We start from the raw sequence: 14,238 nt of genomic DNA on the forward strand, positions 1-14,238 counted from the left end.
CCCAAGGAGCCCCGAATGAGCGTCTCGCTGGACGAGGTCGTCAGCGCGCTGCGCGCGTCCCTGCTCGACAACCAGAGGCTGCGCCAGCAGAATCAGCAGCTCGCCGCCACGCTCGGCGAACCGGTGGCGATCATCGGGATGAGCTGCCGGTTCCCCGGCGGGGTCGACTCGCCGGAGCGGCTGTGGGACCTCGTCGCCGCCGGCGGTGACGCCATGGCCCCGTTCCCCGGCGACCGGGGCTGGAACGTGGACGCGCTCTACGACGCCGACCCGGCCAGCCGGGGCACCTCGTACGTGCGCGACGGCGGGTTCCTCTACGACGCCGGGGACTTCGACGCCGCGTTCTTCGGCATCAGCCCCCGCGAGGCCCTCGCCATGGACCCGCAGCAGCGGCTGCTGCTGGAGGCCGCGTGGGAGGCGTTCGAGCGGGCCGGGATCGACCCGACGACCCTGCGCGGCGCGCCCACCGGCGTGTACGCGGCCACCAGCAGCCAGGGCGACTACGCGGCCCTGCTGTCCGGGGTCGGCGGCGGCGTCGAGGGCTACCTCGGCACCGGCAGCGCCGCCGCCGTGGCCAGCGGCCGGATCTCGTACGCCCTCGGCCTGGAGGGGCCGGCCGTCACCGTCGACACGGCCTGCTCGTCGTCGCTGGTGGCGCTGCACCTGGCCTGCCAGGCGCTGCGGCTCGGCGAGTGCACCCTCGCCCTGGCCGGCGGGGTGTCGGTGATGGCCACCCCGACGGTCTTCGTGGAGTTCTCCCGCCAGCGGGGCCTGTCCACCGACGGGCGGTGCAAGTCGTTCGCCGCCGCCGCCGACGGCACCGGCTGGTCCGAGGGCGTCGGCATGCTGCTCGTCGAACGGCTCTCCGACGCCCGCCGCAACGGCCACCGGGTCCTCGCCGTGATCCGGGGCAGCGCCGTCAACCAGGACGGGGCCAGCAGCGGGCTCACCGCCCCCAACGGCCCCTCCCAGCGCCGCGTCATCAGGCAGGCCCTCGCCAACGCCGGCCTCACCGCCGCCGACGTCGACGTCGTCGAGGCGCACGGCACCGGCACCACCCTCGGCGATCCCATCGAGGCGCAGGCGCTGCTGGCCACGTACGGGCAGGACCGGGGCGACGCCGCGCCGCTGCTGCTCGGCTCGGTGAAGTCGAACATCGGCCACACCCAGGCCGCGGCCGGCGTCGCCGGGGTCATCAAGATGGTCCTGGCGATGCGGCACGGGGTGCTGCCGCCCACCCTGCACGTCGACGCGCCCACCCCGCACGTCGACTGGTCCGCCGGGGCGGTGACCCTGCTGACCGAGACCACCCCGTGGCCGGACACCGGCCGACCCCGCCGCGCCGGGGTGTCCGCGTTCGGGGTCAGCGGCACCAACGCGCACACCATCGTCGAGCAGCCCGACCCCGCCGACGCCGAGCCCACCCGCCCGGCCGGGACGCCCGCGCCGCCGGTGCCGTGGATCGTCTCCGCCCGTTCCGCCCCGGCCCTCGCGGGGCAGGCCCGCCGCCTGCTCGACCACCTCGCCGCCCACCCCGACCTCGCCCCGGCCGACGTGGCGTACTCGCTGGTCACCACCCGGGCAGCCCTGCCGCACCGGGCCGCCGTCGTCGGCGACGACGCCGACGCGCTGCGCGCCGGGCTGCGCGCGGTCGCCGAGGACCGGCCCGCCCCCCACGTCGTACGCGGCGTGGCCCGCCCCGCCGGCAAGCTCGCCTTCCTGTTCGCCGGGCAGGGCGCGCAGCGCCCCGGCATGGGCGCGGAGCTGCACCGCCGGTTCCCCGTCTTCGCCGCCGCGTTCGACGAGGTGGCCGCCGAACTCGACCGGCACCTGACCCGCCCGCTGCGCGAGGTGGTCTTCGCCGCGCCGGGCACCCCCGAGGCGGCCCTGCTGGACCGCACCGAGTTCACCCAGCCGGCGCTGTTCGCGTACGAGGTGGCCGCCTACCGGCTGGTCACCGCGTGGGGGCTGCGCCCGCACCAGCTCCTCGGGCACTCCGTCGGCGAGCTGGCCGCCGCGCACGCCGCCGGGGTGCTGTCGCTGGCCGACGCCGCCGCGCTGGTGGCCGCCCGGGGCCGGCTCATGCAGGCCCTGCCCGACGGCGGGGCGATGCTGGCGGTGCGGGCGTCCGAGGCCGAGGTGGCCCCGCTGCTCGACGGCCGGGTCGCCCTGGCCGCCGTCAACGGCCCCGCGTCGGTGGTGCTCTCCGGCGACGCCGACGCGGTGGCGGCGGCCGGCGAACGGCTCGCCGCGCGGGGCCACCGGACCCGCCCCCTGCGGGTCAGCCACGCCTTCCACTCCGCCCGGATGGACGCGATGCTGGCCGACTTCCGGGTGGTCGCCGAGAAGGCCACCTGGCATCCGCCGGCCGTGCCGCTGGTCTCCGACCGCACCGGGGCCCCGCTGAGCGCCGCCGAGGCCACCGACCCCGGCTACTGGGTCGACCACGTCCGCGACACCGTACGCTTCCACGCCGGCCTGGCCACCCTCGCCGCCGCCGGGGTCGGCACCTTCCTGGAGCTGGGCCCCGACGGCGCGCTCACCGCCCTGGGCCGGGAGTGCCTGCCGGACGCCGACGCGGCGGCGTTCGCGCCGGTCGGCCGCCGGGACCAGCCGGAGGCGGCCACCCTGCTCGCCGCGCTCGCCGCCGTCGACCTGCGCGGGGCGGGCGTCGACTGGACCGCGCCCTTCGCCGGCACCGACGCCGCCCGGGTGGACCTGCCCACCTACGCGTTCCACCACGAGCGGTACTGGCCGGAGCCGCCGGAGCTGCACCTCGCCCCCCGGCCGGAGCCCGACGCCGCCGAGGAGACGCCGGCCGGCGAGCCGGTCGTCGACCCGGCGCGGCTGTTGCGCGACCGGCTCGTCGCCAGCGCGGCGGCCGACCGGCACCGGATCCTGCTCGACCTGGTCCGGGCGCACGTGGCCACCGTGCTCGGGCACGCCTCGCCCGGGGCGATCGAGGCCGACCGGGACTTCCTGGAGCTGGGCTTCGACTCGCTGACCGCGCTGGAGCTGCGCGACGCGCTGCGCCAGGAGACCGGGGCGGAGCTGTCGGCCACCCTGCTGTTCGACCACCCCACCCCGACGGCGCTGGCCCGGCACCTGCTCGGCCAGCTTCTCGGCGCGGACGCGGGAGCCGGCGTCGGCGACGGCCCGCCGGAGGGGGCCGGCGGCCTCCTCGGCGGCCTGTTCCGCGAGCCCAAGGCCCGCGAGGACGCCGCCGGATACGCGGAGCTGCTGGTGAAGCTCGCCCAGTTCCGCCCCAGCTTCACCGAGCCAGGCCAGCTCAGCCGCCCGGCGGCGATCCTGCGCCTCGCCGAGGGCGGCGGCGCGGCCCCGATCGTGTTCTGCTGCACCATGTCGCTGCTCTCCGGCCCGCACGAGTACGCCCGCGTCGCCGCCGGCTTCCGCGGCCACCGCGACGTGTGGGCGCTGCCCAACCCCGGCTTCGCCGTCGGCGAGGAGCTCCCCGCCGACCTGGACGCGCTGCTGCGGGTGCACGCCGACACGGTGCTGCGGACGGTCGGCGGCGGCCCGTTCGTCCTCGCCGGGCACTCCGGCGGCGCGATGGTCGCCAACGTGCTCGCCCGGGAGCTGGAACGGCAACACCGCCCGCCCGCCGCGGTCGTGCTGATGGACACCTACCCGGCCGACAGCGAGGTGCTCGGCGGCTGGACGGGGCAACTGCTCGACGGGATGGTCGAGCGGGACAGCGCGTACACGCCGATGGACGACTACCGCACCACCGCGTGGGCCGGCTACCTGCCGCTGTTCCTCACCTGGCAGCCCGCCCCGATGGACTCGGCGACGCTGCTGGTGCGGGCCACCCTGCCGCTCGGGCAGTGGCACGGCGAACCCGACGGGTGGCGGTCGCGGTGGCCGTACCCGCACGAGGCGGTGGACGCCGACGGCGACCACTTCACCATGGTCGGCGAGCGGGGCCCCGACCTGGCCGCCACCGTGCAGCGGTGGCTGGCCGCCCGGGGCCTGTGAGCGCAGCCGGCGGACGCGCCCCTGGCGTGCCCCTAGCACCCCCTATCGCAGCGATTGACGACTGTCCCAGCAGGGACCAGGACGGGAGCATGGCGACGTGGACGAGGCAGTGGTGGTCGAGGAGCTGGTCAAGCGGTACCAGCCCAACATGCCGCCGGCGGTGGACGGGCTGAGCTTCTCCGTCGCCGCCGGTGAGGTCTTCGGTCTGCTCGGGCCGAACGGCGCGGGCAAGACCACGACGATCGGGGTGCTGACGACCCGGGTGCGGGCCACCTCGGGACGGGCGGTCGTGTGCGGGGCGGACGTCGTCCGCTCGCCGGCCGCGGCCCGGCAACTGCTGGCGGTGGTGCCGCAGCGGGTGAACCTGGACCGGGCGCTGACCGTCCGGCAGAACCTGCTGTTCCACTCGGCGTACCACCGGGTGTCCCGGTCGGTGCGCACGAAGCGGGCCGACGAGCTGCTGGAGCAGATGGGCCTCAAGGACTTCGCCAACGCCCGCACGGACTTCCTCTCCGGCGGCCTGGCGCAGCGCACGATGATCGCGCGGGCGCTGATGCACGCGCCGAAGGTGCTGTTCCTCGACGAGCCCTCCGGCGGCCTCGACCCGCAGTCGCGGCTGTTCGTGCACGACCGGATCGCCGAGCTGAAGCAGGCCGGCGTCACCGTCGTGGTGACCACCCACGACATGGACGAGGCGGAGAAGCTCTGCGACCGGGTCGGCATCGTCGACCACGGCAAGCTGCTCACCCTGGACACCCCGGCGGCGCTCACCCGCACCCTGCCGGGCAGCAGCACGCTGACCCTGGTGGTGTCCGCCGGCGCCCCCGCCGAGGACGTGCAGGCGGCGCTGGGCAACGTCGCCGACGTGGAGCGCGTCGAGCGGCTGCGGGCCGGCGGCCCGCCCGGCGGGATGCCGATGTTCCCCGGGATGCCGCCGATGCCGCTGCCGGACGCCCCCGCCGACCCGGACGCCACGCTGTCGTTCCGCCTCTACACGGGCACCGCGCCGGCCAACGCCGTGCCGATGGCGCTGAAGATCCTCACCGACCTGCGCTGCGAGGTCCGCGACCTCAGCATCGGCCAGCCGAGCCTCGAAGACGTCTTCATCCACCTGACCGGAAGGGAACTTCGGTGAGCGTCACCGCACCCGCCACCCCGTCGACCGCCGTGGCGCCGGCCGCGCCGGTGCGCGGGCTGGACCAGCTCGCCACCTTCCGGGCGGTGCTCTGGCGCGACATGTTCGTCACCAGCCGGGAGCTGGGCGCGTTCTTCGCCCAGGTGTTCCTCCAGCCGCTGTTCATGCTGCTGATCTTCGGCAAGGTGCTCACCAGCCTCGGCTACGCCAGCAACGACTTCGCCAACGTGCTGCTGCCCGGCGTCATCGCGCTCAACGCGTTCCTCATCGGCCTGGAGAACACCGCCCTGCCGATGGTGATGGACTTCTCCTTCACCCGCGAGATCGAGGACCGGCTGCTCTCGCCGATGGCGATCCCGCTGGTCGCGTTCGAGAAGATCGTCTTCGGCGCGATCCGGGGGGTCATCGCCGGGGTGGTGCTGATCCCCATCGGCATGCTCATGCTCGGCGTCACCTGGCCGCTGTCGACGCTGCTGCCGGTGCTCGGGGTGCTCACCGCCGGGGCGATGGTGGGCGCGGCCATGGGGCTGACGTTCGGCACGCTCGTCCCGCCGCACCGCATCCAGATCATGTTCACCGTGACCATGACCCCGCTGATGTTCACCGGCGCCACCCAGTTCCCGCTGCGCGCCCTGGACCAGCTCCCCTGGTTCCAGGTGATCTGCGCGATCAACCCGCTCACCTACGTCAGCGAGGCCACCCGGTCGCTGGTCGCCCCGCCCGGGGTGCAGTCGGTGCCGCTGTGGCTGGACCTGATCGTGCTGGCCGGGGTGTTCGTGCTGTTCAGCGCCGTCGGCATCCGCGGCTTCATGCGCCGGGCGATGGACTGAGGCGGCCGGCGCGATGACGACTCAGGCGGCCGGCACGACGACGGCCGACGAGGGCCCGCTGCTGATCGTCACCTCGGGCAGCTCCGGGCTGTTCAACCCGCTGCTCACTTTGGCCGGCGAGCTGAAGCGCCGGGGCACCCGCCGGGTGTTCTTCGCCTGCACCGACGAGCGGCGCTCCGACGTGGAGGGCCTGCCCGGCGGCGGGGAGCTGCGCTTCCTGTCGCTGGGGCCGGCCCGCCTGGCGGTGCGCCCCGAGCACTGGGACGACGACACCCACCGGCGGATGTCCGCCGGCAGCCGGGTGGAGAACTTCGCCACGTACGTCGACACCTCCGTCGACTACGACTACCTGCACGAGCTGTACGAGCGCTGCCTGACCCTGGTCGACGAGGTGACGCCGGCGCTGGCCGTGGTCGACTCGTTCGCCTCGTTCGGGATGGACGCGATGACCGTGCGGGGCGTCCCGTTCGTGATCAGCGTGTCGGTGCCGCCGTCGAACTTCCTCCAGGACAGCCTGCCGCCGACGTACCCGATGCCGCTGTCGGGGCTGCCGCTGCACATGAGCCCGAGCCAGCAGGCCGCCAACGACCGCCACCGTGAGGCGCTGCTGAGGACCCTGATGGAGCCGGAGCGGCTGGCCCGCAACACCGCCGCCGCCCAGCGCCGCAGGGCCGCCGGGATCCCCAACGTGGAGCTGCGGCCCTCGCTGTACGCGCAGGCGGCGCGGGCGCTGCTGGCGTACACGGTCTTCGGGCTGGAGTATCCCTTCGCCACCGCGCCGGCGACGCTGCGCACGGTCGGCTCGATGGTGCCCACCGAGATCGTGCCGAGCCCCGACGGGGCGGAGCTGCGCGGCTGGCTCGACGCCCACGAGTCGGTGGTCTACGTCGGGTTCGGCACCATCATGCGCCCCACCGCCGCCCAGGTGGCCGCGCTCGTCGACGTCGCCGCCCGGCTCGGCCCCGAGCACCACGTGCTGTGGAAGCTCCCCGCCGACCGGCAGCGGCACCTGCCGCCGGCCGCCGAGCTGCCGGCGAACCTGCGGATCGAGTCGTGGCTGCCGTCGCAGGTGGAGGTGCTGGCCCACCCGCACGTGCGGGTCTTCTTCAACCACGCCGCCGCCAACGCGATCCACGAGGCGGCCTGGTTCGGCGTGCCGCAGCTCGTGCTGCCGTTCTGGTTCGACTGCCACGACGGCGCGGTGCGGGTCGTCGACGCGGGCGTCGCCCTGGCCGTCGAGCACGACGACGCCCTCGACGTCGACGACATCGTGGCGAAGCTGCGCCGGCTGCTGACCGAGCGCGCCTTCCGGGACCGGGCGGCGCTGTGGAGCCGGCGGCTGCGCCAGGCCGGCGGGGTCACCGCCGCCGCCGACCTGGTGCTGCGCCACCGCGACGAGGCGGCGGCGGCCCGTCGCGCCGGCGCGCCCGCCGCCGGCTGAGCCCCTTCCTCCCGTACGCGAAGAGGGGCGGCGCGGTGGTCACCCACCGCGCCGCCCCGAGCGTCGTCGGTCAGGACGCCGCGCCCTGCGGCTCCTCGGCCAGCGGCTCCGCGTAGGCGACGAGCCGGGCCGGCAGGTCGGTGCGCCGCTTGACGTCCAGCTTGCGGTAGACCCGGGTGAGGTGCTGCTCCACCGTGCTGACCGTGATGAACAGCTTGCTGGAGATCTGCCGGTTGGTGTGCCCCTGGGCGGCCAGCGCGGCGACCCGGCGCTCGGCCTCGCTGAGCCCGTCGTCCGGCTCGGGCGCCTCGGCCCCGGCCGGATACGCCGGCAGCCCGCCGCCCGCGTCGCGCCGGATCAGCCGCTGGGCCAGCACCGACGCGCCGCAGTCCTGGGCGAGCTGGTAGGCCCGGCGCACCAGCAGCCGGGCGCGCGCCGAGTCGCCGGCCCGTTGCAGGCTCTGGCCGGTGTCGCCGAGCGCCCGCACCAGCTCCAGCCGGTCGCCGCAGCCCTGGAGCAGGTTGACCGCCTCGCCGAGCAGCTTGCGCCGGTGGTCGGGGGCGGCGGTGGTGGCGAGCAGCCGCAGCGAGCGCCCCCGGGTCCGGTCGTCGACCCCGTGCGCGACGCGCAGCTGTTCCTGCAACAGCTGGGTGGCGTGGGTCTTGTTGCCGACGCTGAGCTGCACCCGGGCCAGCTCCAGCCGCCACGGCACCAGCCCCGCCACGTCGATGCCCCAGCCGCGCATCAGCTCCCCGCAGCGGCGCAGGTCGGCGATCGCCGCGTGCGGCCGGCCCATGGCCAGGTGGTGCCGGCCCCGGGCGGCCAGGTAGTGCACGCCCAGCGTGGTGCGGAACATGCCGGCCGGGACGGGATGGGCCAGCCAGCGGTCGGCCTCGGCGGACCGGCCCGCCTCGGTCGCGCAGGCGATCAGCGTGGCCAGCGGCCCGGCGATGGCCACCCCCCACGCGGGGGCGGGGATGTCCTCCAGCGCCGCGCGGGCGTGGTGCTCCGCGCCCGGCAGGTCGCCCAGCCGCAGCGCGGCCTCGGCGCGGACCGCCCGCACGACGGCCCGCCACACCGGGGCGTGCCGGACCGCCGGCCGGTTGAGCAGGATGTCCGCCCAGGCCACGACCCGGTCGCTGCGTCCCGACCACAGCAGCGCGAGCAGCGGGGCGGTGAGCAGTCCCACCGCTCCGTCGTCGGTGTGGTGCCGTTGCAGCAGCTGCTCGGCGGTGGCCACGGTGTCGGTGTCGGCGTTCGGCAGCAGCGCCGTGCCGAGCACCGTGACCGCCTGCAACTGGGGGCTGATCGACGTCGGCGCGGTCGCGGCCCGGCTCCACGTGCTCGGCGTTTCCCGCACGGAGGCGAGCTGGTCGGGGTGGGACAGGGAGACCAGCAGTTGCATGGCCCGCAGCCGGCCGGCCGGGCCGTGGTCGTCGTCGGGGGAGAAGCCGCTGACGGCCTCGGTGGCCTCCTCCACCCGCCCCTGCCAGAGCAGGAACGGCACGGTGGACAGGGCGGCCCCGGTGGACCAGCCGGCGGCCCGCGCGGTCTCCACCAGCTCGGTCAGGTGCCCGTTGACGGCGAGCGGGTTGACCTGCCACCGGGCGTTGACCAGCATCGCGGTGGCGGCGGTGCGCTGCCGCTCGTCGACGTCGGCCCGGGCGACCAGGCGCAGGCACGCCGCCGCCACGTCGGGCCGGCCCGACGCCAGGGCCTGCGCGGCGGCGTCGGAGAGCACCGGCACCACCCAGGGGGCGTCCGCCCACCCGGCGGCGACCAGGTGCTCGGCGACCGCGGCCGGCTCCGCGCCGTGTTCGTGCAGCACCTCGGCGACCCGCTGGTGCAGGCCGCGGCGCTCCTCGGGGGACATGTCGGCCAGGATGGACCGCAGGATGCGGGGGTGGCGCAGTTGGTCGGACTTCATCAGCCCCGAGGTGCGCAGCACCCGCACCGCCGGGGCGGCCGACTCGGGCACCACGTCGAGGACGTGGCCGAGCAGCTCGGCCGGCACGGGGCGGTTCAGCACGGCGAGGGCCTGCGCGACGCGCCGCACCCCCGGCTCGTGCCGGTAGAGGCAGCCGAGGACGGCCTGGTCGAACGGGTCGCTGCCGATCGGGTCCGCGCCGCGCTCGTCGCCCGCCCCGCCGGGGGGCCGCTCGTCGATCAGGGCGCGGGTGAGCAGCGGGTTGCCGCCGGTCATGCTGAGGCAGCGTTCGGCCGTCTCCCGGGCGGCGGCACCGCCGTCGGCGTCGACGAGCCGGGCGATCCCGTCGACGGTCAGCGGCGGCAGGCCGATCCGCGAGAAGTACGGCTGGCTGAGCAGCTCGGCGCGGAACAGCGGGTGGGGCGGGCGCAGCGTCGACGCCTCGGCGAGCACCACCATGATCCGGGCGTGCCGCAGCCGGCGGGTGACGTAGAGCAGGCAGTGCAGCGACGCCGGGTCGGCGTGGTGCACGTCGTCGACGGCGAGGACCAGCGGCCCGGCGTCGGCGAGGTCCAGCAGCGCCGTGAACAGGCCGTGCAGCAGGGGCGCCCAGACCCGGTCGCCGTCGGCAGCCCCGTCGGCCGCGTCCCCGCCGGGCTCCGGCAGGGGCACGGCGAAGGCGGCGTCCCGCATCAGGTTCTCGATCCGGGCCGCCGCCTCGTGGTCCAGCCGGGCACTGTGGAACAGCTGCCCCAGCACTCCCAGGTGGAGTCCGCGTTCCGCCCGGGACCCGGCCGCGCCGAGCACCCGCCCCCCGGCCGCCGCGGCCCACTCGCTGAACGTCTCCAACAGGCTCGTCTTGCCGCTGCCCACCGCGCCCGTCACGAGCGCGACGTGTCCGCGTTGGTGCTCCGCGCAGGCGTCGAACGCCCGCCGGAGCCGGTCCAGTTGTTCCTCCCGCTGCACCAGCACCACTCGTGTCAGCCCTTCTCGTACGCGGTGCCGGGCCGGGAGCACCGGCGCTGACCGACACCGCCCCCCCAAGCCGGACAGCCGCCCCTCCACCACGCCCACCCGTCGCACCGGGTAGGGGTGGAGCGCACCGGGCCGCCATGCCGGGTGGACCTGAACTGTCCCCTGACCGGACCGCGCTCCCCAGCGAGCGATCCGGATGTCCAGGCGAGTCTGGCACCGGGTCGGGTGTGCGACAACGGGCGCGAGACCCCATCGTTTCGCACGCAAACCTGCGGTTCCGGGTGGCCGTTAGGGGTTGCCATGGACGCCGTAAGGGGGGTCGGTGGCGGCCGGGCGGCGGAACGTGTCGACGGGACGTACGGCAGGTGTCGACGCGGCGGGGTGATGGTGCCACACGGTCGGGTCCCGGCGCACCTCCGCCAGGACGGGGCGGCCGGACGTCCGACCGTCGGACGTCGACGGTCGGGTGTCCCGGCATCGGTGGGGCGTCGGGTGTGGCGCGGGTCAGCGCCGGGCGTCGTCGTCGCGCCCCGGGGGCGTGCGGGGCGCGCCCAGGCGTTCCGCCGGCATCGCGCCGGGCCGGTGCAACCGCAGCCGTACGGCCAGCTGCCGGCGCGAGTCGACGTCGAGCTTCCGGTAGATGCGGGTCAGTCGCTGCTCGATCGCGCTGACCGTCAGGAAGAGCTTCTCGGCGATCTCCCGGTTGGTGTGGCCCTGCGCGGCCAGGGTGGCCACCCGCGACTCGGTGTCGCTGAGCCCTTCCACCAGCACCGCCGCGTCGGGGTCGACGCCGGCCGGTCCGCCGCGGGCGGTGGCGGCGGCCGGCCGCAGCAGCGGGAGGCCGCACTCCTGGGCCAGCGTCCGGGCGGCCCGCGCCGCCTTGCGGGCCTGCCGCAGGTCGCCCGCCTGCTGGTAGGCGTGGCCCAGGTCGGTGAGGCTGTGCGCGAGCTCCATCCGGTCGCCGCACTGGCGCAGCAGCCGCACGGAGCCGCGCAGGTGCGGAATCGGGTCCGGGCCGTCCTCCGCCGCCGCGAGCACCCGCAGCGCGGCGGCCCGGTACCGCACGTGGCCGGGCCGCAGCCGGCCCAGCTCCTCCCGGACCAGCTTCTCGGCCTGCTGCCGGCGGCCGAGTTGCAGCAGGGCCCGGGCCGACTCGGTCCGCCACGGGATGAGCGCGGACAGGTCCAGCCGCCAGGCCGCCATGAGCTGCCCGCAGAGCTGGAAGTCGGCCAGGGCGCTCTCCGGGCTGCCGGCGACCAGCGCGTGCAGGCCCCGGGCATGCAGGTAGTGCAGCCCGAACGGGGTCTCGAAGAGCGCCTGGGGCACGGGAACCTGGAGGCAGGCCGCCGCCGCGTCGAGCTCACCCAGGAACGTCAGGGCGCGCAGCCGGATGGCCAACGGTATCCCGATCACCACGCCCCAGCCCTTCGGGGAGAGCTGGGTCAGCGCGCTGTCGGCCAGTTCCTGCGCCTGGGGCAGGTCGCCGCGTCGGCCGGCGATCGCCGCGTCGAGGGCGGTCAGCATCGCCGCCGGGGTGGGATGCCGGCTGACGGTGGCGCTGCGGCCCAGCCGGCCGCACCAGTCGCCGGCGAGGTCCAGGCGGTCGGCGTAGATCATGGTGATCAGGGCGCAGATGGCGGTCCACATGTCCCGCTCGTCGTCCAGCCCGATGGTGGACAGCACCCGTTCGGCCTCCTCGACGGCGCCGCCGTCGCCCCGCTCCAGCACGGAGGCCAGCATGGTCACGCCCCGGAGCCGCCGCTTCACCTTCGCGATGGTCAGCGGGTCCCGCCCGGCCGGGGCGGGGGCCGGGTGGTCGATCGTCACCCCGGGGTAGAGGGTGGCCATCCAGCCCTTGGTGACCAGCAGCTCGGCCGCGGAGCGCGGGTCGCTGCTGTCGGCTCGGTCGCCCAGGTGCCGGACCAGCTCGACGGCCTTGTCGATCTGGCCGTGCCAGAGCAGGTACTGGATCGGCCCCGCGGCCTGCGTGCTGCCCAGGTGCCCGGCCCGTACGGCGCTGGCCACCCCCTGGAGGTGGGGCATCGCGGCCTGCGGGTCGACGCGCCACTCGGCGCGGGCCAGGGCGGAGCGGGCGCGCGCCCGCAGGCACTCGTCGGCGCAGTCCCGGTGGGCGCGGCGCAGGAACCGCAGGGCCGCGTCCACCACGCCGTCCAGCAGCGCCTGCTCACCGGCGTCGAGCAGGGTCCGGGCCATCCACGGCTCGGTCAGCTCGTCGGTCCGCAGCAGGTGCCCGGCGACCAGGACCGGCGACGCGCCGTCCTCGTGCAGCAGGCAGGCGGTCAGCCGGTGCAGCCGGGCGCGTTCCTCGGCGGTGGTGCCGTCGAGCACCGCCCGGCCGACGGCGGGGTGGCGCAGCCCGCCGTCGGTGATCAGGCCGGCGCTGGTGGACTCGTCGATCGCCCGCAGGGCGGACTCCGCGCGCACGTCGACGAGCTGCGGCAGCAGTGCGCCGTGCAGCGGCTCGTCGGTCACCGCGAGCGCCCGGGCTGCCTTGAGCACCAGGTGCTCGCAGCGGTAGAGGCAGCTCAGCACGGCCTCCCGGAACGCCTCGCCCGCCTCCGGCCGGGTGCCCCCGCGCGGCGCGGCGGCCAGGTGGTCGTCGGCGAGCGCCTGCACCAGCAGGGGGTTGCCGGCGCTGATCCGGTGCACCTCCTCGGCGATGCTCCGCGCCGTCGGCGCGCCGAGCCGGTCGGCCAGGGCCCGGTAGGTCCCGTCCGGGGTGAGCAGGGGGATCCGGATCCGGTGCAGCCGCGCGGGTTGCAGCAGCTCGGCGTAGACCTCGGGGTGCCACGGCCGGGTGCGGGGCGACTCGGTCAGCACGATCAGCACGGGCAGGCCGGGGATGCGCCGGGCCACGTAGTCGAGGCAGCGCAGTGACGGCACGTCGGCGTGGTGGACGTCGTCCACCCCGATCACCAGGGGGTTCCGGGCGGCCAGCTCCAGCAGGGCGCCGCCGATCGCCGCGATGGTCCGGGCCGCCCCCTCCTGGTCGTCGTCGAGGTCGGACCAGGTGAGGGCGCTCTGGTCGAGCAGCCGTTCGAGGCGGGCGCGGGCGTCGTCCGGCGGAGCCGCCCGGACGAGCTGGCGGACGACCTCCAGCGGGACGGCGCGCTCGGCCCGGGAGGCGCTCGCCCCGAGGAAATGGGCGCCGGCGTCGGCGGCCCGCCGGGCGAAGTCCTGCAGCAGGGTGGTCTTGCCGACGCCGACGGGGCCGGTCAGCGCGACCACCGCCCGGGCGTCGACGGGCGGACCGGCGGGACGACGCAGGTCGCCGAGCCGGCGGGCCAGGAGGTCGAGCTGGTGGGACCGTTCGCTCAGCTCCATGGGCGTGGCCTCGGAAGGCGCGGGGGGCCAGCCGTCACGGGACCCGCCACCTTCCCTGGTCTGCCATCGAGCTTGACGAAATCGGAGACCGGCAATTTTCGACCCATTCCCGTATTGGCGAATATAGACGGCCGTCACGTGTTCGCGGCGAGCCATCGATTAGCTTGACTGGCTGATACTCCCGGACCAGGGCTCTACCAGCACCTTCGACAATTCTAGGGCCTGTCCGGACGCTTCCCCCCGCTATCGACCGCCGTGCATGGTGGGAGTATGGCAGTCCGGCAATTGGGCGGCAAGCCGAAGGTTGTAAAGGATAGGCAAACATCGGTTTGGTGCCTTCGGGCCGCGTCGGCGGCGTCGGCGGAACTGACAGCGGACCGTCGCCAGCCGAATTCGCAAAGTGATACGTGAGCCTTTCTCTGGTCGGTTGATGCCGTTTTCGGGGCTTGCCGACAATTGGGCGGAAAGGGTTGTGCGGGCCCCGTTGACCCTCAAGGGAGCGCTCCCGCGAGAGGTGTGCCGAGAAGCGTCCGCTCCGTCGCCGGCCCGTGTCCGGCTCCCGGCGGCGGTGGCGCTGCGTGGCGTCCGC

General features: G+C 75.6%; 6 protein-coding genes. 4 read left to right on the top strand and 2 right to left on the bottom strand.

Going from position 1 to position 14,238, the window contains the following annotated elements; genetic code table 11:
* Positions 1 to 15: 15 nt before the first annotated feature.
* The 4 genes from ACFYWL_RS18000 (at position 16) to ACFYWL_RS18015 (ending at position 7,402) form a co-directional block, all read left to right on the top strand.
* Entirely contained in the window at positions 16 to 3,996 is a 3,981-nt protein-coding gene (locus ACFYWL_RS18000) for a type I polyketide synthase (RefSeq protein ID WP_386973862.1), read from the top strand.
* Between the two features lie 97 nt (positions 3,997 to 4,093).
* Positions 4,094 to 5,131, top strand: a complete 1,038-nt coding sequence (locus tag ACFYWL_RS18005) for an ABC transporter ATP-binding protein (RefSeq protein ID WP_386973865.1) — start codon at positions 4,094 to 4,096, stop codon at positions 5,129 to 5,131.
* A complete protein-coding gene (locus ACFYWL_RS18010) occupies positions 5,128 to 5,961 on the top strand; it encodes an ABC transporter permease (RefSeq protein WP_386973868.1) in 834 nt (277 codons plus the stop codon). Before ACFYWL_RS18005 ends, ACFYWL_RS18010 begins: the two co-directional genes overlap by 4 nt.
* Before the next feature lie 13 nt (positions 5,962 to 5,974).
* Positions 5,975 to 7,402 carry a glycosyltransferase gene (locus ACFYWL_RS18015; protein WP_386973870.1) on the top strand — a complete coding sequence of 476 codons (1,428 nt, stop codon included), beginning with the start codon at positions 5,975 to 5,977 and terminating at the stop codon, positions 7,400 to 7,402.
* Positions 7,403 to 7,472: 70 nt separating this feature from the next.
* On the opposite strand, the gene ACFYWL_RS18020 is transcribed toward ACFYWL_RS18015, so the two are convergent.
* Together ACFYWL_RS18020 and ACFYWL_RS18025 are read right to left on the bottom strand one after the other, a co-directional pair.
* Positions 7,473 to 10,304, bottom strand: coding sequence for an AAA family ATPase (locus tag ACFYWL_RS18020; protein WP_386973873.1), 2,832 nt, complete (start codon positions 10,302 to 10,304; stop codon positions 7,473 to 7,475).
* Positions 10,305 to 10,808: 504 nt separating this feature from the next.
* Entirely contained in the window at positions 10,809 to 13,649 is a 2,841-nt protein-coding gene (locus ACFYWL_RS18025; protein ID WP_386973875.1) for an AAA family ATPase, read from the bottom strand.
* Positions 13,650 to 14,238: the final 589 nt, after the last annotated feature.

Origin of the sequence: Micromonospora sp. NPDC002575 (assembly GCF_042889525.1) — a bacterium.
GTDB classification, from domain to species: domain Bacteria; phylum Actinomycetota; class Actinomycetes; order Mycobacteriales; family Micromonosporaceae; genus Micromonospora; species Micromonospora carbonacea.

What these genes read in the sequence shown, in the direction of transcription:
- ACFYWL_RS18025 (WP_386973875.1), bottom strand. Translation starts at nt 13,649, where the DNA reads ATGGAGCTGAGCGAACGGTCCCACCAGCTCGACCTCCTGGCCCGCCGG.
- ACFYWL_RS18000 (WP_386973862.1), top strand. Translation starts at nt 16, where the DNA reads ATGAGCGTCTCGCTGGACGAGGTCGTCAGCGCGCTGCGCGCGTCCCTG.
- ACFYWL_RS18015 (WP_386973870.1), top strand. Translation starts at nt 5,975, where the DNA reads ATGACGACTCAGGCGGCCGGCACGACGACGGCCGACGAGGGCCCGCTG.